General features: G+C 58.4%; 22 protein-coding genes. 10 read left to right on the forward strand and 12 right to left on the reverse strand.

What is annotated here, in order from left to right:
* Window positions 1–10 precede the first annotated feature (10 nt).
* The 4 genes from ACR3E7_RS01195 to trxB form a co-directional block, all read right to left on the reverse strand.
* A complete protein-coding gene (locus tag ACR3E7_RS01195) occupies window positions 11–1,729 on the reverse strand; it encodes a bifunctional sulfate adenylyltransferase/adenylylsulfate kinase (protein ID WP_170788177.1) in 1,719 nt (572 codons plus the stop codon).
* 218 nt (window positions 1,730–1,947) lie between these two features.
* On the reverse strand, window positions 1,948–3,618 hold the full coding sequence (locus ACR3E7_RS01200) for an adenylate/guanylate cyclase domain-containing protein (RefSeq protein ID WP_480503291.1): 1,671 nt from the start codon (window positions 3,616–3,618) through the stop codon (window positions 1,948–1,950).
* A 58-nt stretch (window positions 3,619–3,676) separates the two neighbouring features.
* Window positions 3,677–4,126 carry an RES family NAD+ phosphorylase gene (locus ACR3E7_RS01205; RefSeq protein ID WP_480503290.1) on the reverse strand — a complete coding sequence of 150 codons (450 nt, stop codon included), beginning with the start codon at window positions 4,124–4,126 and terminating at the stop codon, window positions 3,677–3,679.
* A gap of 4 nt (window positions 4,127–4,130) precedes the next feature.
* A complete protein-coding gene (gene trxB, locus ACR3E7_RS01210) occupies window positions 4,131–5,072 on the reverse strand; it encodes a thioredoxin-disulfide reductase (protein ID WP_170769038.1) in 942 nt (313 codons plus the stop codon).
* Between the two features lie 214 nt (window positions 5,073–5,286).
* Between trxB and ACR3E7_RS01215 the strand changes: the two genes are divergently transcribed.
* Complete coding sequence (locus tag ACR3E7_RS01215) at window positions 5,287–5,787, forward strand: Lrp/AsnC family transcriptional regulator (protein ID WP_170783827.1); 501 nt, start codon at window positions 5,287–5,289, stop codon at window positions 5,785–5,787.
* A gap of 116 nt (window positions 5,788–5,903) precedes the next feature.
* Here the strand turns inward: ACR3E7_RS01215 and ACR3E7_RS01220 are convergent, their stop codons facing one another.
* The 5 genes from ACR3E7_RS01220 to lgt form a co-directional block, all read right to left on the reverse strand.
* Complete coding sequence (locus ACR3E7_RS01220) at window positions 5,904–6,686, reverse strand: Hint domain-containing protein (protein ID WP_170783829.1); 783 nt, start codon at window positions 6,684–6,686, stop codon at window positions 5,904–5,906.
* Window positions 6,687–7,019: 333 nt separating this feature from the next.
* The gene (locus tag ACR3E7_RS01225) at window positions 7,020–7,148 is read right to left on the reverse strand and encodes a hypothetical protein (RefSeq protein WP_269149749.1); all 129 of its coding nucleotides are present in this window, start codon (window positions 7,146–7,148) and stop codon (window positions 7,020–7,022) included.
* Window positions 7,149–7,411: 263 nt separating this feature from the next.
* Window positions 7,412–8,176, reverse strand: coding sequence for a peptidoglycan editing factor PgeF (gene pgeF / locus ACR3E7_RS01230; protein ID WP_480503289.1), 765 nt, complete (start codon window positions 8,174–8,176; stop codon window positions 7,412–7,414).
* Window positions 8,173–9,240 carry a class I SAM-dependent methyltransferase gene (locus ACR3E7_RS01235; protein ID WP_480503288.1) on the reverse strand — a complete coding sequence of 356 codons (1,068 nt, stop codon included), beginning with the start codon at window positions 9,238–9,240 and terminating at the stop codon, window positions 8,173–8,175. The genes pgeF and ACR3E7_RS01235 overlap by 4 nt, the downstream gene beginning before the upstream one ends.
* Window positions 9,237–10,124: a prolipoprotein diacylglyceryl transferase gene (lgt, locus tag ACR3E7_RS01240; RefSeq protein WP_480503287.1), complete on the reverse strand. Its 888-nt coding sequence runs from the start codon at window positions 10,122–10,124 to the stop codon at window positions 9,237–9,239. The genes ACR3E7_RS01235 and lgt overlap by 4 nt, the downstream gene beginning before the upstream one ends.
* 97 nt (window positions 10,125–10,221) lie before the next feature.
* Between lgt and ACR3E7_RS01245 the strand changes: the two genes are divergently transcribed.
* The 5 genes from ACR3E7_RS01245 (at window position 10,222) to ACR3E7_RS01265 (ending at window position 13,416) form a co-directional block, all read left to right on the forward strand.
* A complete protein-coding gene (locus ACR3E7_RS01245) occupies window positions 10,222–10,470 on the forward strand; it encodes an accessory factor UbiK family protein (protein WP_170352360.1) in 249 nt (82 codons plus the stop codon).
* A 311-nt stretch (window positions 10,471–10,781) separates the two neighbouring features.
* Window positions 10,782–11,282 carry a type III secretion system chaperone family protein gene (locus tag ACR3E7_RS01250; protein WP_170352361.1) on the forward strand — a complete coding sequence of 167 codons (501 nt, stop codon included), beginning with the start codon at window positions 10,782–10,784 and terminating at the stop codon, window positions 11,280–11,282.
* Window positions 11,283–11,319: 37 nt separating this feature from the next.
* The gene (gene proC, locus ACR3E7_RS01255) at window positions 11,320–12,135 is read left to right on the forward strand and encodes a pyrroline-5-carboxylate reductase (protein ID WP_170788184.1); all 816 of its coding nucleotides are present in this window, start codon (window positions 11,320–11,322) and stop codon (window positions 12,133–12,135) included.
* Window positions 12,128–12,466 carry a tRNA-binding protein gene (locus tag ACR3E7_RS01260; RefSeq protein ID WP_170769045.1) on the forward strand — a complete coding sequence of 113 codons (339 nt, stop codon included), beginning with the start codon at window positions 12,128–12,130 and terminating at the stop codon, window positions 12,464–12,466. Before proC ends, ACR3E7_RS01260 begins: the two co-directional genes overlap by 8 nt.
* Window positions 12,466–13,416 carry a 2-hydroxyacid dehydrogenase gene (locus tag ACR3E7_RS01265; protein WP_480503286.1) on the forward strand — a complete coding sequence of 317 codons (951 nt, stop codon included), beginning with the start codon at window positions 12,466–12,468 and terminating at the stop codon, window positions 13,414–13,416. Before ACR3E7_RS01260 ends, ACR3E7_RS01265 begins: the two co-directional genes overlap by 1 nt.
* Here the strand turns inward: ACR3E7_RS01265 and ACR3E7_RS01270 are convergent.
* Window positions 13,413–13,991: a thymidine kinase gene (locus ACR3E7_RS01270; protein WP_170783844.1), complete on the reverse strand. Its 579-nt coding sequence runs from the start codon at window positions 13,989–13,991 to the stop codon at window positions 13,413–13,415. The two genes, ACR3E7_RS01265 and ACR3E7_RS01270, sit on opposite strands and share 4 nt — an antisense overlap.
* Before the next feature lie 357 nt (window positions 13,992–14,348).
* Between ACR3E7_RS01270 and ACR3E7_RS01275 the strand changes: the two genes are divergently transcribed.
* Entirely contained in the window at window positions 14,349–14,810 is a 462-nt protein-coding gene (locus tag ACR3E7_RS01275; RefSeq protein ID WP_170769047.1) for a hypothetical protein, read from the forward strand.
* A gap of 70 nt (window positions 14,811–14,880) precedes the next feature.
* On the opposite strand, the gene ACR3E7_RS01280 is transcribed toward ACR3E7_RS01275, so the two are convergent.
* Both ACR3E7_RS01280 and ACR3E7_RS01285 read right to left on the reverse strand, forming a co-directional pair.
* Window positions 14,881–15,531: an immunity protein Imm33 domain-containing protein gene (locus ACR3E7_RS01280; RefSeq protein WP_480503285.1), complete on the reverse strand. Its 651-nt coding sequence runs from the start codon at window positions 15,529–15,531 to the stop codon at window positions 14,881–14,883.
* 121 nt (window positions 15,532–15,652) lie between these two features.
* A complete protein-coding gene (locus ACR3E7_RS01285) occupies window positions 15,653–16,777 on the reverse strand; it encodes a beta-ketoacyl-ACP synthase III (RefSeq protein ID WP_480503284.1) in 1,125 nt (374 codons plus the stop codon).
* 169 nt (window positions 16,778–16,946) lie between these two features.
* Here ACR3E7_RS01285 and ACR3E7_RS01290 point away from each other — a divergent pair, with 169 nt between their 5' ends.
* From ACR3E7_RS01290 to ACR3E7_RS01300, 3 genes are read left to right on the forward strand one after another with little or no spacing between them, the layout of a single operon-like run.
* Entirely contained in the window at window positions 16,947–17,414 is a 468-nt protein-coding gene (locus ACR3E7_RS01290) for a MarR family winged helix-turn-helix transcriptional regulator (RefSeq protein WP_480503283.1), read from the forward strand.
* On the forward strand, window positions 17,411–18,448 hold the full coding sequence (locus tag ACR3E7_RS01295; protein WP_170783852.1) for an efflux RND transporter periplasmic adaptor subunit: 1,038 nt from the start codon (window positions 17,411–17,413) through the stop codon (window positions 18,446–18,448). The genes ACR3E7_RS01290 and ACR3E7_RS01295 overlap by 4 nt, the downstream gene beginning before the upstream one ends.
* Before the next feature lie 13 nt (window positions 18,449–18,461).
* The gene (locus ACR3E7_RS01300; protein WP_480503282.1) at window positions 18,462–21,512 is read left to right on the forward strand and encodes an efflux RND transporter permease subunit; all 3,051 of its coding nucleotides are present in this window, start codon (window positions 18,462–18,464) and stop codon (window positions 21,510–21,512) included.
* The last annotated feature ends 27 nt before the right edge of the window (window positions 21,513–21,539 follow it).

Raw genomic sequence — 21,539 nt, forward strand, 5'->3', positions numbered from 1 at the left:
TGGATGCAGCTTAGGACGCGGCGATCAGGCCCATGCTCTCCAGTTTTAGCAGCACCTGATGGGCGCAGTTGTCGACATCGACGTTCTCGGTCTCGACGCTCAGTTCAGGGTTCTGCGGCACATCATAAGGGTCCGAGATACCGGTGAATTCCTTGATCTTGCCTTCGCGCGCGAGCTTATACAGGCCCTTGCGGTCGCGGCGCTCGCATTCCTCGATACTGGTGGCGACGTGGACCTCGCAGAAGGCACCGAATTGCTCGACCTCTTCGCGCACGGCGCGGCGGGTGGTGGCATAGGGCGCAATGGGCGCACAGATGGCGATGCCACCGTTCTTGGTGATCTCGGAAGCAACGTACCCGATACGACGGATGTTCAGGTCGCGGTGTTCCTTCGAGAAGCCCAGTTCCGACGACAGGTTTTTGCGCACGATGTCACCGTCCAGAAGGGTCACAGGACGGCCGCCCATCTCCATCAGCTTGACCATAAGCGCGTTGGCGATGGTGGATTTGCCCGAGCCCGAGAAGCCGGTGAAGAACACGGTAAAACCTTGCTGGCTGCGCGGCGGTTTGGTTTTGCGCAGCTCGGCCACAACCTCGGGGAAGCTGAACCATTCGGGGATTTCCAAACCTTCCGCCAGACGGCGGCGCAGCTCGGTACCCGAGATGTTCAGGATGGTGACGTCATCCTTGTCCAGAATCTCGTCATTCGGTTCGTATTGGGCGCGTTCCTGCACATAGACCATGTGTTTGAAATCAACCATCTCAACGCCGATTTCATCCTGATGCTGGCGGAACAGGTCTTGCGCGTCATAGGGGCCATAGAAATCTTCTCCGGCCGAGTTCTTGCCGGGGCCCGCATGGTCGCGACCCACGATGAAGTGGGTACAGCCGTGGTTGGCACGGATCAGGCCATGCCAGACCGCTTCGCGCGGGCCAGCCATACGCATCGCCAGGTTCAACAGGCTCATTGAGGTGGTCGAGGCTGGATACTTGTCCAGAACCGCCTCATAGCAGCGCACGCGGGTAAAGTGGTCGACGTCGCCGGGCTTGGTCATGCCGACAACCGGGTGGATCAGCAGGTTGGCCTGCGCCTCTTTGGCGGCGCGGAAGGTCAGTTCCTGGTGGGCGCGGTGCAGCGGGTTGCGGGTTTGGAATGCAACGATGCGACGCCAGCCCAGCTTGCGGAAGAACGCGCGCAACTCGTTCGGAGTGTCACGCCGGGCGCGGAAATCATAGTGGACAGGCTGCTGGATGCCGGTGACAGGGCCGCCCAGATAGACCTTGCCCGCCACATTGTGCAGATAGTTCACCGCAGGGTGCGCATCGTCATCCGCGCCGAACACCTTTCCGGCCTCGCGCGCTTTGTCCGGGGTCCAGCGGTCGGTCACAGTCATGGTGCCCAGAATGACACCTTCCTGGTCGCGCAGGGCGATGTCCTGACCCAGTTCGATGCTTTCGGCAAAGTCTTCGCTGACATCCAGAGTGATCGGCATCGGCCACAGCGTGCCATCAGCCAGACGCATATTCTCGACCACATTGTCGTAATCGGCCTCGGACAGGAAACCTTTGAGCGGGTTGAACCCGCCGTTCATCAGCAGTTCCAGGTCGCAGATCTGGCGCGGGCTCAGGTCCCAGCTGGTCAGGTCGGCAGCTTCTACTTTCAGTTTCTGCGCCGACTCGTAGGAAACATAAAGTTCAGGGATCGGAGCCAGATTGCTCAACATCGTCATGGGAATACTCTTGTCGAAGTTCGGTTTTTTTTACCGGTGGTTCAGTGTCTTTGCGGGGCGTTTGCCCCGACTGTGGTGCGAAGTCCATATACATTCAGGTAATTAAGGACGATATGCGCAGTTTTTACTGCGTTTGGAAGGATTTTTTGACCGGTAGAAGTTTTGAGGACGAAATTCCCGACGATTTACGGTTCGCAGGTGAATTCAGTACGTATGTTCTATTCTGCGGCGGTGGCTGCAAGATCGGTAGCGCTGGTCACAGGCAAGGCGGGAATCGGTCGCGTGACCCCGCGCAAATCAAACGACTTCAAGCCGCTTTGATCTCCGCCGAATCCGGCGGCCTGAAGCAATTCGGACGACACCAGCAGCTCGACCCCAAGGTCCTTGGTTTGCCCTTCTAGCCTGCTGGCAACGTTAACAGCATCGCCGATGATCGTGCGCGTTGCGGTGCCTGCTGCGCCAATTTCACCCAAAACCAGATCTCCCAGATGCAGACCCATTCCGATGCGGATAAGTGGGCTGCCTTCCGCTTCTAGCCGCTGATTGAATTGAACGAGGGCGCGACTGACATTTATGGCTGCCTGCAACCCTGCGCGGGCCGAACTTTCTGTATCGGGTGTTTCAAACACCGCCAGCAGACCATCCCCCATGTATTTATCGACCACCCCGCGCTCGGCGGTGATGGCGGGCACGATGGCGTCAAAGAACCGGTTCAGCAGGAATACGATGTCATAGGGCAACTGACCCGTCGTCCGAGAGGTAAAACCACGCATGTCCAGAAAAAGAACGGCCAGTTTTCGCTCTTGTCCCTGGCTGGAATGTGCGCGTTGCCGACCGCCGTCGGGGCGGAACATGCGAAACGCGGTCAACGGTTCTGTTGGTCGAATCTGACAGGCCAGGCGCGCTTTTCTTGGAGCACCCACGGCTGCAAGGCTGCGCGCCTCGACCTCGCTAGGCGAGGGGAGGGCGTCTGCCCCATCCTCGACAATCACCCGACAGGTTGTGCAGCGTCCTTTACCCCCGCACAATGCAGTGTGCGGGATGCCATTGGCTTGCGAAATCTCCAGCAATGTCATGCCTTTTTCGGCGACGACTTCGGGGCCTTCCACGTATTTCACCCGGACCGAGTGCCTGCGCCGCAGCAATTTGCGCACTGCGAAAACAGTTAATGAGGCCCCCAGCGCGATCCAGAAAGCCGTGACAGCATTGCTCTTGATGCTGAACAGTGCCTGAAAATCCTGTTGAGACGGCCAGTTATAGTGGTCGATATACTGGTCACGCAGAAACGGATCGGCGAAATCCAACCAGAGGCGCCGTCCCTCGGTCAGCAATCCGGCCAGCGCGAACGACGGGACAAACACCGCCAACCCGATCAGGTAGGGCGCAGTTTTTGACCACCAATCGGTCAGGCGCAGCCACATGTGAAGGCCAATGCAGCTGTGAATCCAGACAATCAGCAGCAATGCGCTTTGCAGCCAGATCGCGCTGCTGTTCCACATCAGGATGATGATATAGCCCATCTCGTCATTGACGTCATAGACCTCGTGCGCGTAGCGCGTATAGACGATATGAGTGATCAGCTGCAGCGGGATCAGCAGGCCCAGAACCACCTGCAGCGCCGTGCTGACCGGCATTCTGAGCGTCCTGCGCTGGCTGATCGAATACAGCGCCAAGCCTGTGTGCACAAACAACGCCAAATACAGAAACGCACTGCCGATGTCATGGCGCGTCACCGCGTGGCGGCCATCCTGCATCCCGTGCAGGTAATCGGTATGAAACAACCCCAACCCGATGTTGATGAAGTGAAAAAAGGCGAAGGCAAACAGGACCAGGCCGCTGCCGATCCTCAGCCGGGTTGCCCACCCGCCTTGCCATAGAACGCTACTCAATCAAATCACCTGCACGCGCTTTGTCTGAAGCCGAGTCTGGTACGGGGGAGGCGACGGGTCAAGAATAAGGCGGAACCCAAGCGGTCGCAGGCGCATCGACATGGATCACGTCAGCCGAAATTTTGAACAGCACGAGATGGCTGAGGTCTGGCCGGGACCGAGAGCTGTAGATCAGCCCGTCCGCCCCTTGCGCACGGGCCGCTTCCGAGAACTGCCAGGTGGGCGAGGGACGGTCCATCTCCTGCCACAAGACCGAGGCTGTGCGTTGTCCGCGCAGGTCGACAAGCCGTGCTTTGGTGATCCGGGCCTGTTGCAAAACGCGCGGGGGATCATCCTTGCCGACATAGCGCCGGATCGCGACCGCAGCCCCATCGGCGCTGAGTGACGCGTAAAGCGCTGCCTGCCCTGCAAAATGAAAACGCCCCTCGGGCGCCTTTGCAGGGGCCAGAGGGGCGTCGCATTGGGACAAAAACAGAATTCTCCAGACCGGGCCGGAGAATTCCAACACCGTGTTACTCCTGCTCTGCCAGGAAGCGTTCGGCGTCCAGCGCGGCCATACAGCCCATACCGGCGCTGGTGACAGCCTGACGATAGATGTGGTCGGTCAGGTCCCCGGCGGCGAAAACACCGGGGATCGAGGTTTCGGTCGAGCCCGGCTTGGTTACGACATAGCCGCCCATATGGGTTTCCAGCGTGTCCTTGACCAGCTCATTGGCTGGGGCATGACCGATGGCGACAAAGACACCTTTACACGGGATCTCGGTGATCTCGCCGGTTTTGACGTTCTTGACACGTACACCTTCGACGCCCAGCGGGGCATCAGTGCCGACGACCTCGTCCAGTTCATGAAACCAAAGCGGTTCGATCTTTTCGTTTTTGAACAGACGGTCCTGCAGGATTTTCTCGGCTCGCAACTCGTCGCGGCGGTGGATCAGAGTGACCTTGCTGGCGAAGTTGGTCAGAAACAGCGCCTCTTCCACGGCGGTGTTGCCACCGCCGATGACCACGATCTCTTGCCCGCGATAGAAGAACCCGTCGCAGGTGGCGCAGGCCGAGACGCCAAAGCCCTTGAACTTGTCCTCGGACGGCAGGCCCAGCCATTTGGCGCGCGCGCCGGTCGCCAGAATAACGGCGTCGGCCGTATAGGTCGTGCCGCTGTCGCCCGTGGCGGTGAAGGGGCGTTTGCTGACATCCAGATCGCTGATGATGTCGCCGATGATCTCACACCCCATAGCTGCAGCATGTTCCTGCATCTTGATCATCAGATCGGGGCCCTGCACCTCGGTAAAGCCGGGGTAGTTTTCGACTTCGGTCGTGGTGGTCAGCTGACCGCCGGGCTCGATGCCCTGAACCAGAATCGGGTTCAGCATCGCGCGGCTGGCATAGACGCCCGCCGTGTATCCGGCAGGTCCCGACCCGATGATCAGAACCTTGGTGTGTTTCGTTTCGGCCATGGTACCCCCAACTCGATATGCCTGACTTGGGCGCTTGGCCCCTTGGCGATTGGATATAGCGACCCAGTGGCGGCGCTTAAAGCCCCTTCCTGATGGGTATCGGCCTTGCGGCTATGGAATGGCAATGAAACAAAGAATGTTGCGCAGAGGCGAAATATTATTGCGCATCAAGTGGGTGCTGATATAACAACTGAAAAAAATTCAGGAGCATTTTATGGTCACGACCCGGCTGGATGAGATTGACCGCAAGATTTTGGCGGAATTGCAGGCAGACGGTCGCATGACCAATGTCGAATTGGCGAAACGTGTCGGGATATCAGCCCCTCCTTGCCTGCGTCGGGTTCGCACGCTTGAGGAATCGGGTTTTATTCGCGGGTACCATGCCGAGGTAAACGCGCGCGAATTGGGGTTCGAGGTTCAGGTCTTTGCCAGCGTCGGTCTGGAAAGTCAGGCCGAAACGGAACTGACCGCCTTTGAGGAACGCTGCCGCGAATGGCCCTTGGTCCGGGAGTGTCACATGCTGAACGGTGAGGTGGATTTCATCCTGAAATGCGTCGCCCCCGACCTCAGCAGTTTTCAACAGTTCCTGACCGGAGAGCTGCTGACGACGCCGAACGTGGCCAGTGTTAAAACATCACTGGTCATTCGTGGCGCTAAGGACGAGCCCGGCGTGCCTTTTGACGTGCTGGAAGAACGAATGAACCGGACGGCGTAAAGCGCGTCCGTTTATGTGCGGCACAACACCTTGGTAAGATGGCCGTCACGTACAAAAACAATACCCAACCTAATAGAATCTGCATAAAGCCCCCACTTTGCAGTATCTGGTAATTTTCAAGCTGTGATCGCGTCGACCTCACCATCGCCAGCGCGCGGCATCAGCAGCGGTCCGAAATCGTTCAGCGAGTCGGCATGCGCGAACAGGTTCAGAAAGATCGACCGCAAGGAGTGGCTGATCATGCGCACCGCGTTCACGCCGGGATGATAGGTTTCAAACTGCAACCCATCGACTTTGATAACCGCGTGACGTTTCAGGCAGATGTGAAACAGTTCAACTGGCGTCGGCGGCAATGTCTCGATCACGTTCATTCCGTCCTGGAATTCGTGAACCGGGGTAAGGATCGTCTCATTCCCGTGTAGATGCCGAAGATGCGCCGGAGTGCCCACGATCCGGGCTGATGGCCCCGCGATCACGCCTGAAAGAGGTTTTTGCATGCCGAATGTGTCGGCCATGATGCGGGTCAGCGGACGGGTGCGGCCACGCGAATCTTCGCGCCCCGGTACCAGCGTGACCGAGCCTTTCCACAACACGATTTGTGAGGTGCCATCCTGTGTCAAAACAGTGTCTCCGGGCAGTAGGTCTTCGATGGCGACCGGCCCGGTTTCAGTGTCGACCAGTGATCCGCGGGTAAAGGCGCAAAAGGCATCCTCGAACATCGGCAGGGCTGGTGCGATATGGCGGGTTTGCGCAATGTCACCATTGGGCAGAAGCGCACTGACCTCATAGCGCCGCAGCTGCGCCTTGGGTTTGTTCGGTGCACGTGACGCGTCGCGCAGCATCGCTGACGTATCAACCGCATTTCTGGCCGCCCGCGAGAGCGAATGTGGAATAGGCATTGTTATTCCGTCCCTTCTAAAGTCCGCTCAGACAGGTTGACCCCTCCGTCCATGCCCGTCTGACCAGTTTTCTTCTTTGTTTTGAATGAAAGGGCGACCTTGGGGCGATCGTCGCACTGACGTCGCATCGCAGCAGTATCGCGTATCCCTTTGGTCAACATCTTGACCCCCCAGACAAACTCACAACAACGCGGGCGGAAATTGCCTGCGCACACATGCCCCTCACCCGCGCCGCGTAAAATACCTGCGGCAGGGTACGCGTCAGGCCGGAGCACCCCTCTGACGCCGGTCTTGGCCCAGGGAACCGGCAGCTTGGTACCCTGAACATCGCGATCAACGCCGTGCCGCCAAGCGGCGGGCAACCCTGATCGAGTGGCTGGAAACGCCCTTCCACGGCATGTCCAGACCTTTCTCTCTGCTCGCCGCGATGACGGCGCTTAGAAAGCGAGATTTTCCCTTCATTCCTGTAGTCCTGCTCTTGTCGAGGTCGTGGCCTCAATTCCCTTTGGACCTAATCTGACGCCATATTGCGGCAGCGATAAGGCTGATCCGGGATCAATTCAGGACAAAATGAAGGATGGCAGCTCCTCTTTCTTTATGCTGTCCTGCACTGCTGGAGCATCGGCAGATAAGCACCTGAGACCGGACAATAAAACTTGGTTTCTTCCGACTCAGGTAGACACAAAGAATGTGGCGAAAAGGTGGCGATATCGCCACAATTCGGTCTAGGTTAATAATTTGATTGCAGAAATCAGGCGGCCATAATCTGCTTCTTTGGCGTGGGTGGCCCGGCGGTAGGAATAAAACCGGTCCGGGTCCGAATAGGTGCAATGGCGCGTCCATTCCGCTTGGCCGATTCCCGCCTGTCGCAGACGGTGCAGGCCAAAAGCGGGCAGGTCGAATTGCAGTCGGTCGCCTTCTCCATTGGCAAAGAAACGCAGGTTATCGGGTGATTCGGCGACAAAACTGTCCAGAAAATCCGGACCGACCTCATAGGCCCGCTGCGAGATCGTCGGCCCGATGACAGCGACTGTATTCGCGCGGTCCGCGCCAAGCGCCTCCATCGCGTCCAGTGTTGCCTCAAGCACACCGTCCAAGGCCCCGCGCCACCCGGCATGGGCGGCACCGATCACATTGGCTTGAGCATCCGCAAACAGAACCGGCTGACAGTCTGCGGTCAGAATCGAAAGCGCCAGACCCGGTGTCGCCGTCACAATCGCATCCGCTTTTGGCCGGTCGCCGGTTTGCGGGCCATCAACGGTCACCACGGTCGGCGAATGCACCTGATGCACGCCGACCAGCGCGTCGGGGTCGACCTCCATCGCGTCGGCCACGCGGCCCCGGTTGATCGACACGACCTCGGTTTGATCCGAGGACCCGTAGCCGCAATTAAGTCCGGTAAAAATCCCCGAGGAGGCACCACCCCGGCGGCTGAAGAAACCGTGGCGCACGCCTGACAACATGTCCGAGGTCAGTATTTCCAGTGTCATGGTTCCAATCCCGGTGGAGGTGCCGCGTAGGAGGGGTAGAGACCCAGTAATTTGAACAGGTTTCCCATTTCATCGGGATGCGTCAACCTGCGATGTGCAGCCACCAGCATTTCAAGCTTCGCCCCGCCGAGCGGTTTGGCCAAAGCTTGCGCACGGGCGGTAATGCCCAGCCGTTCCAGAAACACGCCCTGAGGGGTCAGACGGGAATGGGCGCAACCCGCGGCACGCGCTGCCAATGCGAGCGGTTCGAAATCTACATGGGCGGTCAGATCGGCCTGACCGGGTGTATCTAGCGGATCCACACGCTCATGCCCGCGCAGGGCCTGAAACGTGTCGCCCAGTGAATGCCAGTCGCCATAATCCACGATCAGACCGGCACCGCCGTGGCTTGCGATTCGACCCGCGATGACGGTCAGGATGGGGATTGCCGCCGCGCAAAGCTCAACCAGATCGCCATCTTTCGTGTCTTGCAATCGGTCCGTCAGCGCAACCTGATCCGCCTGGGTCCCCAACCCGAAGGTCAGCGATTCGCCCTCGGCCCCGATCAGGCGCTCGCGCCACGCAGGGCCATCGCGCAGGAACTGGCGGATGGGCAGGGCGTCAAAGAACTCGTTGGCGACCAGAAACAAGGGCGCGTCGGGCAGGTCGGCAACCGTTGTGACCCAGCGCGGTGCAAATTCGTTTAACGTTTCTGCCTGAATGTCGCGCAGGGTCGGTGAGGCTTCGAACAGCACGATCTCAGCCGCGTCATGGAAGCCACGGACCCCGCGTGTGGCCCGGAGGATGTCCACCATCAGTGTTCCGCGCCCCGGCCCAAGCTCGGCCAGAACGAAGTGATCGGGGTGGCCCTGATCCATCCAGCTTTGCGCCAGACTTAGGCCGATTAACTCACCGAACATCTGACTGATCTCGGGCGCGGTCACGAAATCGCCCTGCGCGCCGAAAGGATCGCGGGTGGTATAATAGCCATAGGTCGGGTGCAGCAGGCATTCGGTCATGTAGTCGGCCACGGTCATCGGACCGTCCTGCGCGATGCGCTCCAGCAGATGGTCGGTTAGGCTCATCGCGCGTGTCGCGCCCGCAGGGCGAACCACAGGCCAAGCGCAATCATGGGCAGCGACAAGAGCTGCCCCATGGTCAGGCCATACCCGCCAATATGCCACGCAAGACCCAGAGGGTTCCCGACCGAGACAAACTGTGCGTCCGGCTGCCGAAAGAACTCAACGATAAAGCGAGACGCGCCATACCCGGCCAGAAACACGCCCATAACCAGTCCGGGTTTGCGCAGCGCGCCCTTGCGGTAGACCAGCCACAGCAGCATGGCCCCCAGCAGCAACCCCTCCAGCGCGGCCTCGTAAAGCTGCGAGGGGTGGCGTGCGCACATTCCCACCAGCACGCCAGGGCAGTCTTGCGCGGCAGGGCCGGGGAAGATTATCGCCCATGGCACCTCGCTGGGGCGGCCCCAAAGCTCGGCGTTGATGAAGTTGGCCAATCGTCCCAGCAGCAGCCCGGGCGGAACAGTGTGGGCAATGAGATCAGCCAGCGGCAGAACCGTTATCTGGTGACGGCGGGCATAGATGTAAGAGGCGACAATCACGCCCAGCAGACCGCCGTGAAAGGCCATGCCGCCTTGCCAGACTTTCAAAATGTCCTCCGGGTTCGCAAGGTAATAGGCGGGCTGGTAAAATAGCACGAACCCAAGTCGACCACCCAGAATCACCCCAAGGATGATCCAGGTGATCAGATCCTCAAGCTGCTGGGGTTTCATTGGCGGCGTGTTATCTGCCCAAAGTGCGGGGCGTTTCAGCGCCGCTGCCCCCAGCCTCCACGCGATCAGGATGCCCGCGATATAGGCCAGCGCGTACCAACGCAGCGCGAACTCCATCCCGAAGAGTGAGATCGAGAACAGTTCGGGCGACAGATCGGGGAAATTCAGAACAGCCTGCATGTGCGTCTCATTGCCCGTGCTTTGCAGGGCAAGTCAACCTTGAGCCTGACGCAAAGTTTACCCATATAGAGAACAACCGCGATTTCGGAGAAAAACTATGCAGACCCGCAACAAGATCCTCGACGATGTATCCCAACTGATGACCAACGCCATGGGCGTGGCGCAAGGTGCACGGGAAGAGGCCGAGAACGCGATGAAGTCGATGATCGATCGCTGGCTGGCCGACCGCGATTTTGTCACCCGCGAAGAATTCGATGCCGTCCGCGCCATGGCGCAAAAGGCGCGCGAGGAAAACGCAGCCCTGGAACAGCGTATCGCCGCGCTTGAGGCAAAGCTGGACAAGTAACGTCCGCTGCAAATTCATCGAAAACAGGAAAAGCACCGCGCAATCCTTAGTCGGGTTGTGCGGTGTTGTGCATCATGCCGCCTTGCGGAATTTAATCAAGACAAAGCTGTACCCGGCGCCAATATTTTGATCGCCGTGGCCATTCGTCCACAACTTATTGCTGTTATCCCCAAGAAATAGGGTTGCCAGACGGGTGCGCGCGGCGCACCATATTTAGTACAGGCACATGGGGGAAGCCCGGCTTGTAGAGCAGGCAACTAGCGCTGGGGCGCTGCCAGCCCCAAATTGCTAGAGATAAGTGAGGTGGCATTATGGCCCTATCCGAGCAGTTTCTCGAAGAAGACCTTCATCCGATTGATATTGTTGAACACCTGGCCGAACATCACGACTGGGATTTTGATCGTATCGGCGACGATCAGATCGCCATGGCTGTCGAAGGACAGTGGCGCACCTATTCCATCACTCTGGCCTGGTCGAACTATGACGAAACCCTGCGCATGGTGTGCTCGTTCGAAATGGACCCGCCATCCGAGCGGGAAAGCGAGCTTTATGAGCTTCTGAACAAGATGAATGATCAGTGCTGGGCCGGGGCGTTTACCTATTGGGCCAACCAGAAGCTGATGGTCTATCGCTATGGTCTGGTTCTGGCGGGTGGTCAGACGGCCAGCCCTGAACAGATTGACACGATGATCACCGCAGCGGTTCTGAGTGCCGAGCGGTATTACCCGGCGATCCAACTGGTCACATGGGGCAATCGTGATCCCGAAGATGCGATGCAAGTCGCCATTGCAGAGGCTTACGGCCGCGCGTAAAGCTTTGCCCCAAGCCAGATAATGGGGAGGGGCAATCATGGATATGTCGCGTGTCGCGGATCAGGGGCTGGTGCTTCTGGGATGCGGTAAGATGGGATCGGCCATGCTGGCGGGCTGGCTGGAACACGGCCTTCCTGCCTCTTCGGTCTGGGTCGTTGATCCGTACCCCTCGGACTGGCTGAAAGCACAAGGCGTCAATATAAACACAGCATTGCCCGAAGCGCCCGCCGTGGTGCTTGTGGCCGTCAAACCGCAGATGATGGGCGAAGCATTGCCCGCGATCAAAGCGCTGGGCGGGGGCGGAAGCCTGTTCGTCTCGGTCGCTGCGGGGACGTCGATTTCCACATTCGAATCCGTGTTGGGCGCGGGCACGCCGATCGTTCGGGCGATGCCAAATACGCCTGCGGCCATTCGGCAGGGCATCACGGCTTTGATCGGCAACGCACAGGCCTCCGAGGCCGATGTGACCCTGGCCGAAAACCTGCTGTCCGCGATTGGTGAAACTGTCCGGTTGGCGGAAGAGACGCAGATGGACGCAGTGACTGGTCTCAGCGGATCGGGCCCGGCCTATGTGTTCCACCTGATCGAAACGCTGGCCGCCGCGGGGCAGGCGCAGGGCTTGCCGCATGAACTGGCAATGAAGCTGGCCAAATCTACTGTTGCAGGGGCAGGCGCGCTAGCGATGGCCGCCGACGAAGACCCCGCGCAGCTGCGGGTCAACGTGACCTCGCCTAATGGCACCACGCAGGCCGCGCTAGAGGTGCTTATGCACGAAGAACAGGGTTTCCCCGATCTGCTGCACCGTGCCGTCAAAGCCGCCACCGACCGATCCAAGGAGCTGTCCCGTGAGTGAGATTACCTTCGACGATTTTCTCAAGGTCGATATCCGCGTAGGTGAAGTGATCCGCGCCGAGCCGTATCCCGAGGCCCGCAAACCCGCGATCAAGATGTGGATCGACTTCGGCGATGAGATCGGCGAGCGCAAGACCTCGGCCCAGATCACCGCGCATTACGACCCGGCCACTCTGGTCGGCAAGCAGGTGATGGCTGTGGTGAATTTCCCGCCGCGCCAGATCGGCAAGTTCATGTCCGAAGTCCTGGTGCTGGGCCTGCCCGACGAAAACGGTGAGATCGTTCTGATCGGACCGGATGGCAACGTTCCCATCGGCGGAAGGATGCACTGATGAAGGTATTTATTGCCCGGCCGATGACGCCAGCGGTCGAAGCGCGCGCAAGGGCTGAATTCGACGTTGAATTCCGGCCCGAGACTGCGCCGATGTCTGAGGAAGAAATGATCAACGCGCTAAACACGTTCGACATTGTCGTTCCGACGCTGGGGGATCAGTTCTCGGCGGATATCTTTGCGCAAGTGCCTGACCCGCGTTGCAAGCTGCTGGCCAATTTCGGCGTTGGGTATAACCATATCGACGTAAGCGCCGCGCAAGCTGCCGGAATCACCGTCACCAACACCCCCGGCGCAGTCACTGATGCGACCGCCGATATCGCCATGGCGCTGTTGTTGTCCACGGCCCGTCGCGCGGGCGAGGGTGAGCGCCTGGTTCGCGCCGGTGCTTGGGAAGGCTGGCATCCGACCCAGATGTTGGGCCACCACGTCACCGGCAAACGGGTTGGTATCGTGGGCATGGGTCGCATCGGTCAGGCCATCGCGCGGCGTTGCCACTATGGGTTCTCGATGCAGGTGGCCTATCAATCGCGAAGCGCGAAGGATCTGGATTTTGCGGCAGAGTTCATTCCCGATCTGTCTGCTTTGGCGGCTTCGGTCGATTTCCTTGTGCTGGCGGTTCCTGGTGGCGCCGAAACCCGGCATCTGATCAATGCGCAGGTGCTGGAGGCGATGAACCCCAACGCCCTGCTGGTCAACATCGCGCGCGGAGAGGTCGTGGATGAAGCTGCCCTGATCGCAGCCCTTCAGGCGGGGCAGATCGCCGGGGCTGGGCTGGATGTCTATGAATTCGAGCCCAAGGTCCCACAAGCCCTGATCGACATGGACAACGTGACCCTGTTCCCGCATCTGGGTACCGCGACCGAGGAAGTGCGCACGGATATGGGCAATATGGCGCTGGATAATGTCGCCGCCTTTGTCACGGGGCGCGCGCTGCCGAACCCGGTTTAGTCGCCCATCGCCTCGCGCCAATGCTTGCGGCAGAGCGAGACATAGGTCTCGTTCCCGCCGATCTGAACCTGTGCGCCTTCGGTAATGGTGTTGCCGTTCTCGTCCTGCCGAATGACCATCGTAGCCTTGCGGCCGCATTCGCAGATCGTGCGCACCTCGCGCATTTCATCGGCCAGCGCCAGCAGCGCCGCAGAGCCCGGAAACAGACGCCCCTGAAAGTCCACGCGCAACCCGTAGGCCAGAACCGGTATTTTCAGATCATCCACGGCACGCGCCAGTTGCCAGACCTGATCCTCGGTAAGAAACTGCGCCTCATCAATGAACACGCAGGCCACCTTGCCCTGTTTCAGGCGCGCGTTGATCATGGCAAAAACATCGTCCTGCGCCCCGAATGTTTCGGCATCCGCCGCAATCCCGATGCGCGAGGCGATCTTGCCCACCCCTGCACGTCCATCCAGCCGGGCCGTCATCAGATAGGTATCCATGCCGCGCTCACGGTAGTTGTGCGAGGCTTGCAGTAACACGGTCGATTTGCCCGCGTTCATGGTCGAATAATTGAAGTATAGCTTTGCCATACGCCCGGGTCTAAAACGCCTGAACGGCGCGGGCAAGGGACCAATATAAACCAAGAAAGCGTCGTCGCCGTTGTCGTTGCAAGGGTCGAGCGCAAGCTCATTGGGGATGGATACCCCCGCTTCAACAACAGCGACGCCGTCGGCCGTCATACGGCCTAACCATTGCAGGACCAGAAAAACGCCCCGCGGATACTCATAACCGGCTGGAAACGCCGCCACTCACTCACAAAATCCCTTCAATTCTGAGGGATAGTCAATTTATGCCATTTCAATTATGACTCGAGTATGGGAAATTTCCGCACCGTTTCCCCCACACTGGCAGATGTGGTGGTGAAGCCAGGCAGCAAAGGTTGAAACATGGCAGATATCGGGGCCTACCTGAAAAAGCATACCGAGGCATTGGTCAAAGACGTGGGCATCGAATCCGCCTGCGAGATTACCGGGAAATCCAAGGCGACCCTGGGCCGGTATTATTCCGACAATGCCGAGCACGCCGACCGGTTCATGCCGGTGGACGCGGTTGCCCGGCTTGAGGCCGTGTCCAACTTTCCGCATGTGACCTCGGCTTTGGCGGACCTAAAGAACATCACGCTGTCCTATGATGGTCGCAACTCGGACGCGCCCCGAACCGGAGGGGTGAATGCAGACGTTATCGCGCTAAGCCAGCGCTTTGCCATGCTGATGACCGAATACCAGGCCGCCATCGAAGACGGCATCATCACAGTGAACGAAGCCAAGCGTTTGTTGAAAGAGACCAGCCAGTTGCAGCAGGTTTTGATCGAGATGAAGCTGCATCTGGAAGAGGAAAGCGTGAGCTGAGCGCTTCTCATATCTTCGAGCAAAAAAACTTGAGCGGCGCGTTCTACGAACGGCTATGCCTGCATTTGAGCTATTCCTCTTCCTGACAGCGTTCGTAGCTATCGCCCTGCGTTCTCAAAAAACGGCTTCCAACGGGTTCTGACAGGAGATGAACAAAACTGTCATCACGGTTTAACACCGCACCAATAGCGACATAGCTGCATGGCGTGTCATCGTATTCTTCTTGCGACAGTTGTTCTACATCCGCGCGGATGCGCCAGCCGGTATCGGGATACTTGTCTTCTTCGTCATGTTCGGAATCTTCACGATAAACATATCCCACGCGGGCGCGCCGTTCCAAAACTGCATCATCAACAAAACAGCGGCCAAACCACTTGTTGAAGTCGTTTGAAAAACGCATTTGCAATTCCGGGTCATCCCAATCTATTCCAACTATGTGGTGGATTTTGAACTCGACCGGATCGCCGAGTGTCAATGCGGGTATGTCTTCTGGGGTGTTGTCGAGCCTACCTAGCAAATTTGAGCCGTCGCGGCGTTCTACGATAATCCACATTCTCTCCGCATCGTATTGTTCGGATTCAGGAACAGCGCTGAAAATCAGCTTTACGATTGTTCCAATACCGACTTCAGCAAGCTCTTCTTCGCTTGGTAAATGGAACGTGTATGGGTTTTCTTTTTGCGTTGGGCGCGGGTCGTGAAGGCGAAAACTAGGGCTTGTCACAAATGCAACCTTGATCTGCTTTACAGTTCATCTTCTTGTTTGTTTTCAACGCTAAAGTGGTCAAGCTGCGGGTTGGAGGCAAGAATACCCTGCTGTGAAAGTCGCCTGTTACAGATGATGTTTAACCGCATCGCTTCACGATCACCGAACCCACGGAATACCCCGCCCCGAATGAGCAGATCAGACCGATTTCTCCATCTGCGAAATCGTCCGAGTATTTGGAGAACGCGATGATCGACCCGGCCGAAGACGTGTTGGCATAGTCTTGCAGGATGTTGGGTTGTTCGCCCGGTTCTGGCTCGCGGCCCAAAACCTTTTTGCCGATGAAATCGTTCATCGTCTTGTTGGCCTGGTGCAACCACAGGCGTTTCAGGTCCGAACTGCTCAGCCCTTCGGAGTCCATATGGTCGGCGATGTGCTTGCTGACCATCGGTAGCACTTCCTTGAAGACTTTTCGGCCGTTCTGCATGAACTGCATGTCACGCCGATCGACCACGCCATCAGGGCGCGAGCGGCGCAAGTAACCATTATTGTTGCGGATATTGTTGGAAAATTCGGTGGCGCAGCGGGTGGAGAGGATTTCGAAATAGGGGCCGGTTGCGTCCTCGACGCGTTCGATCAGGGTGGCGGTGGCGACGTCTCCGAAAATGAAATGGCAATCGCGGTCGCGCCACTCCAGATGGCCAGAGCAGATCTCGGGGTTCACCACCAGCGCGGATTTCACCGATCCCGATCGGATCATATCCGCCGCCGCCTGAATGCCAAACGTGGCCGAGGAACAGGCAACATTCATATCAAAGCCAAAGCCCTTGATCCCCAGCGCCTGCTGAATTTCGATCGCAATCGCCGGATAGGCACGTTCGTGGTTCGAGGCGGCGCAGATTACCAGATCCACGTCCTCGGGTGCGCGCCCGGCTTGCGCCATTGCCTTTTTGCAAGCATCCACGGCCATCTCGGTCATGATGCCGGGTTCATCGTCACTGCGCTGACGCAGCAACGGGTGCATCACGTCGGGGTCAAGTACGCCGGTCTTGTCCATCACATAGCGGTTGTGGATGCCCGAGGCCTTGACGATGAATTCTTCCGAGGAATGTTGCAGCGGTTCCATGTCACCTGCGGCAATCGCGTCGGCATGCTCGGCATTGACCTTGTCGGCATAGGCGTTGAAGGCGGTGACGAGTTCTGCGTTGGTGATGTTGTTCTCTGGCGTGAATACACCGGTGCCGGTGATTGCTGGCGTGTGCATATGTGAACCTGCGTTTTTCGGATTTGCTCAAAATGCCGCCAATACCCGGTCAGTTCAAGAGAGATTGACCCAAGGGAATGCCAAAGTTGGGGCCCAAATGCGCTTCAATTCTTGAATAGTTCATTTTTTGAAGTATACGCGGTCGCGAGGTCTCTAAGGGATTCGGTCCATGACATTCGATGACAGTGCGCTGGTAAAACGGCTCAGTCCTGAAATGCAGGCCATGATGGGCGTGTATGCCTTGTACTGGAAGCTTGAAGAAAGCTTTGACTCGTTGGAAATCGAGCTGACCCATCAGGAATGCCACATGTTGATCAAGTTAGACCAGCCCAAGCGCATGGGGGTTCTGGCGTCGGATATGTTGACAGTGCCCTCCACGATCACCTCTACGGCGGACGCGTTGGAAGCATCGGGGTATCTATCCCGACAACGCGACCCTGAAGATCGCCGCGCCTGGTTGTTGGTGCTGACCGACAAGGGGCTTGAAATGCGTCGGGCCCTGGTGGCTGAAGCGGGTGCTTTGTTTCACCGCGCGTCGGGGTTGGATGCTGATGAGACGGCAGAATTTGCGCGTCTGGCCCGGAAAATCCGGGAAAACATATTGAAAACGGGAATACCCGAGGGGTTGAAGAAATGAAATTGATCTCTGTTTTGGGCATTGCCCTTGCCCTGCTGGCCACCTCTGCCACGGCGCAAGAGACGGCCAAACCAGTCAAGCTGATGGTTGTGCAGGAAACTACACCGGGGTTTTCGCGTCAGTTCTTTGGTCGTGTGGCTGCGCGCCAAACGGTCGATCTGGCGTTTCAGGTGGCTGGGCAGATCATGGACATGCCCGTGACCGAGGGGTTCGTGATCCCCAAGGACGAGTTGATTGCCGAGCTAGACCGTGAGCCGTTCCAGCGCCGCTATGACCGGGCTGTGTTGCAAAAAGAACAAGCCGATCGAACGCTGGCACGCTTGTCCCGTTTGCGCGGTACGGCGGCCAGTCAGGTTGCTGTGGATGACGCCGAAACAGCGGCACAACTAGCCGATATCGCTGTGCGCGATGCCCTTTATGATCTGGAACAGGCGACGCTGACCGCGCCCTTTGACGCGCTGGTCTCAAGCCGCGCGGTGGAATCCTTTACAACCGTATCGGCCGGAACCCCCATCGTTCGTATCCACGACATGTCCGAGCTGCGGATCGAAGTGGATGTGCCCGAAATTCTGTTTCAACGCTCGGGCCAGCAGGATGACATCACCATCACCGCCAAATTCCCTGTCAGCGATGAGGTGTTCCCGCTGCAAATCCGCGAGTTTGATGCTGAATCTTCGAGCGTTGGTCAAACCTTCCGCATTCAGTTCGGCCTGACCCCGCCGGAAGGGCTGCAGATTCTGCCGGGGTCTTCAGTGACGGTGAACGTGCAGGTACAGGATCAACGCACAGGCATCGTGGTCCCGGCGACCGCGATTGTGGCGGATGCCGAAGGAACGCTTGGCATTTTCGTCTTCACGCCGACAGGGGCCGATGAAGGCACGATCACGCGAGTACCGGTGACGATCGAACCCACGGAAAGTGGGGATGTGCGCGTTCTGAGCGGGCTTAACAATGGCGATGAGGTCGTGGTCGCAGGCGGTGGAGCATTGACCGACGGGCAGACGGTGCGCCGTTTTGCCGGTTTTGCGAATTAAAGAGGGCAGGGTCATGAACATCGCGCGCGCATCCATTGATCGGCCGATCTATACGTGGCTGATCATTCTGATCGCTCTGTTTGGCGGCATCTGGGGGTTCCTGTCGCTGGGTCGGCTGGAAGACCCGGCCTTTACGATCAAGAACGCGGTCATCGCCACGCAATATCCCGGTGCCACTGCCGAACAAGTGGCGCTTGAGGTCTCGGAACCTCTGGAATCGGCGATCCAGCAGATGGGAGAGGTCAAAACCATTACTTCGGTCAACCAACCGGGGTTCTCGCTGATCGAAGTTGAGGTGAAGTCTACCTATGACGGAACCGAATTGCCCGAAATCTGGACCAAGTTGCGCGCCAAGGTCCGCGATGCGGCTCGCGCGTTGCCGTCAGGTGTCAGCCAGCCGCTTGTAAATGATGGATTTGGCGATGTTTTCGGGCTGTTCTATGCGGTCACCGCGGATGGATTCTCGGATGCTGAAAAGCACGAGTTGTCGACCTTTCTGAGGCGCGAATTGCTGACCGTCGAGGGCGTAGCGGATGTCGAGGTGATGGGCCTGCCGGAAGAAGCTATTTTCGTGGAGCCCGACCTAGCCATCTCGGTCAATCAGAATGTGCCGTTGCAGGCGATCAACGATGCCATCGTCAATGCGGATTCGGTGAATGCATCGGGTTCGCTGCGGTCAGACAATGACCGTACCACGGTCCTGACTGCCGAAGGGTCCGATACGGTTTCGGCCATCGCGGGGCTGTCGGTTGGCTCGCAAGGGCAGGTGATCAACCTGTTTGATATGTCCAATGTCTATCGCGGGCGCCAAACCGACCCCGAGGTCATCATCCGCTTTAACGGCGCCGAGGCGTTCACGCTGGGCATCGCGGGCCTGTCGACCGAGAACATTGTCGAGGTCGGCAAGCGCGCCGATGCGAAATTTGCCGAACTGGACGGGCAGATTCCCTATGGTGTCGAAATCCTGCCGATCTATCAGCAACATGTTGTGGTCGAGCAGGCCTCGAACGATTTTCTGGTGAACCTGGCTTTGTCGGTGGCGATTGTAGTGACGGTTCTGGCCATCTTCATGGGCTGGCGCGCCGCGATTGTGGTGGGCTCGACCCTGCTGCTGACCGTGGTGGGAACGCTGCTGTTCATGGCCATCTTCTCGATCGAGATGGAGCGGATTTCGCTAGGCGCGTTGATCATCGCCATGGGGATGCTGGTCGACAATGCCATCGTCGTGGCCGAGGGGATGCAGATCGCCATGCTGCGCGGCAAAAACTCGCGCGATGCGGCGGATGAGGCTGCGTCCAAAACACAAATCCCGCTGTTGGGCGCGACGATCATCGGTATCATGGCGTTTGCTGGTATCGGTCTCAGCCCGGACGCATCGGGTGAGTTCCTGTTCTCGCTGTTTGCGGTCATCGCGATCTCATTGCTGCTGAGTTGGATTCTGGCACTGACGGTGACGCCCATGCTGGGGCACTATTTCTTCAAACAGGGTAAAGAAGGCGCGGTGGATGCTTATGGCGGACTGATGTTCCGTATCTACGGGACCGTCCTGCGCTGGGCTTTGCGGTTCCGCTGGCTGGTGATCGCCGCCTTGGTGGGGGTGACGGTGGCCTGTTTCGCCGGGTTCGGTCTGGTCAAGCAGCAATTCTTTCCGGATTCGAACACGCCACTGTTCCTTGTGCACTATAAATTGCCGCAAGGTACTCCAATTTCCCGCACCGCTGATGATATGGCCGTGTTTGAGGAATGGCTGACCAACAGGGATGAAGTCGTGTCGGTCGCAACTTTTGTCGGACAGGGCGCGACCCGGTTTTTGCTGACCTATTCGGCCGAAAAGCCGAACCCCAGCTATGGTCACCTGATCATCCGAACCGAAACCCTTGAAGACATCCCGCAACTGCGCGCGGATCTGGAAGAATTCGGCTCGGCCCAGTTCCCTGAGGGTGAGTTTCGCACCCGCCGTTTGATCTTTGGTCCGGGTGGCGGCGATCCGATCCAGGCGCGGTTCTCGGGCAGCGATCCGGTAGTTTTACGGCAACTGGCAGAGGAGGCGGTCCTGCGGATGCGCGCCGCGTCCGATAATGCCCTGCACGTGCATCACAACTGGCGTGAAAAAGAGCTGGCGGTTCAACCGATCTACGCGACTGAGCGCGCCCAAACTGCAGGTGTCAGCCGCGAAGACATCGCAGCCACGTTGCAGTTTTCAACCGATGGCATCACCGGCGGGGTGTTTCGTGAACGCGATCGCCTGATCCCAATCATCCTGCGCCGCGCTGCGAATGGCGATTACTCGATCGTGGATCAGGTGGTGTATTCCGATCAGTCCGAACGCTTTGTTCCGATCGAGCAGATGGTGGACGGGTTCGAATACAAGGCCCTGAACACGCTGGTACATCGGCGGGATCGGGTCCTGACCATCACTGTTGGTGCAGATATCCCGGCAGGGTTCACGGCGGCTCAGGTTCATTCCGAAGTCCGGGCGGCCATCGAAGACATGGATTTGCCCGCCGGATACCGGATGGAATGGGGTGGTGAATTTGAAAATGCCGGTGAGGCCAATGAAAGCCTTGGACGGCAACTGCCCTTAAGCCTGCTGATCATGGTCTTGATCTCGGTGCTGATCTTCAACGCGATCCGGCAGCCAATCATCATCTGGCTGCTGGTGCCGATGTCGGTAAATGGGGTAGTCATCGGGTTGCTGGGCACCGGGTTACCATTTACCTTTACGGCGCTGCTTGGGCTGCTGAGCTTGTCGGGGATGCTGATCAAAAACGGCATCGTTCTGGTGGAAGAGATCGACCTGGTTCGCGCAACCGGTAAGGGACTGCACGAGTCGATCGTCGAAGCCTCGGTCTCGCGTTTGCGCCCGGTGATGCTGGCGGCGATTACGACCATTCTGGGGATGGCACCGCTGTTGACGGATGCGTTCTTCAAATCGATGGCGGTGACGATCATGGGGGGGTTGGCCTTTGCCACGATCCTGACCATGGTGGCCGCGCCCGTGTTCTACATGGTGTTCTTCCTGCCGGAATACCGGCGCAAATCAGCGCCGCAACCTGTTGTTTAAATGAAAAACCCCCGGTCAGAGACCGGG

Source organism: Ruegeria sp. BK1 (assembly GCF_056535645.1).

What these genes read in the sequence shown, in the direction of transcription:
- ACR3E7_RS01235 (WP_480503288.1), bottom strand. Translation starts at nt 9,240, where the DNA reads ATGAGCCTAACCGACCATCTGCTGGAGCGCATCGCGCAGGACGGTCCG.
- ACR3E7_RS01250 (WP_170352361.1), top strand. Translation starts at nt 10,782, where the DNA reads ATGGCCCTATCCGAGCAGTTTCTCGAAGAAGACCTTCATCCGATTGAT.
- ACR3E7_RS01215 (WP_170783827.1), top strand. Translation starts at nt 5,287, where the DNA reads ATGGTCACGACCCGGCTGGATGAGATTGACCGCAAGATTTTGGCGGAA.
- ACR3E7_RS01290 (WP_480503283.1), top strand. Translation starts at nt 16,947, where the DNA reads ATGACATTCGATGACAGTGCGCTGGTAAAACGGCTCAGTCCTGAAATG.
- ACR3E7_RS01195 (WP_170788177.1), bottom strand. Translation starts at nt 1,729, where the DNA reads ATGACGATGTTGAGCAATCTGGCTCCGATCCCTGAACTTTATGTTTCC.
- pgeF (WP_480503289.1), bottom strand. Translation starts at nt 8,176, where the DNA reads ATGACACTGGAAATACTGACCTCGGACATGTTGTCAGGCGTGCGCCAC.
- ACR3E7_RS01285 (WP_480503284.1), bottom strand. Translation starts at nt 16,777, where the DNA reads ATGCACACGCCAGCAATCACCGGCACCGGTGTATTCACGCCAGAGAAC.
- ACR3E7_RS01300 (WP_480503282.1), top strand. Translation starts at nt 18,462, where the DNA reads ATGAACATCGCGCGCGCATCCATTGATCGGCCGATCTATACGTGGCTG.
- ACR3E7_RS01220 (WP_170783829.1), bottom strand. Translation starts at nt 6,686, where the DNA reads ATGCCTATTCCACATTCGCTCTCGCGGGCGGCCAGAAATGCGGTTGAT.
- ACR3E7_RS01245 (WP_170352360.1), top strand. Translation starts at nt 10,222, where the DNA reads ATGCAGACCCGCAACAAGATCCTCGACGATGTATCCCAACTGATGACC.
- ACR3E7_RS01265 (WP_480503286.1), top strand. Translation starts at nt 12,466, where the DNA reads ATGAAGGTATTTATTGCCCGGCCGATGACGCCAGCGGTCGAAGCGCGC.
- trxB (WP_170769038.1), bottom strand. Translation starts at nt 5,072, where the DNA reads ATGGCCGAAACGAAACACACCAAGGTTCTGATCATCGGGTCGGGACCT.
- ACR3E7_RS01225 (WP_269149749.1), bottom strand. Translation starts at nt 7,148, where the DNA reads ATGAAGGGAAAATCTCGCTTTCTAAGCGCCGTCATCGCGGCGAGCAGA.
- ACR3E7_RS01275 (WP_170769047.1), top strand. Translation starts at nt 14,349, where the DNA reads ATGGCAGATATCGGGGCCTACCTGAAAAAGCATACCGAGGCATTGGTC.
- ACR3E7_RS01295 (WP_170783852.1), top strand. Translation starts at nt 17,411, where the DNA reads ATGAAATTGATCTCTGTTTTGGGCATTGCCCTTGCCCTGCTGGCCACC.
- lgt (WP_480503287.1), bottom strand. Translation starts at nt 10,124, where the DNA reads ATGCAGGCTGTTCTGAATTTCCCCGATCTGTCGCCCGAACTGTTCTCG.
- proC (WP_170788184.1), top strand. Translation starts at nt 11,320, where the DNA reads ATGGATATGTCGCGTGTCGCGGATCAGGGGCTGGTGCTTCTGGGATGC.
- ACR3E7_RS01270 (WP_170783844.1), bottom strand. Translation starts at nt 13,991, where the DNA reads ATGGCAAAGCTATACTTCAATTATTCGACCATGAACGCGGGCAAATCG.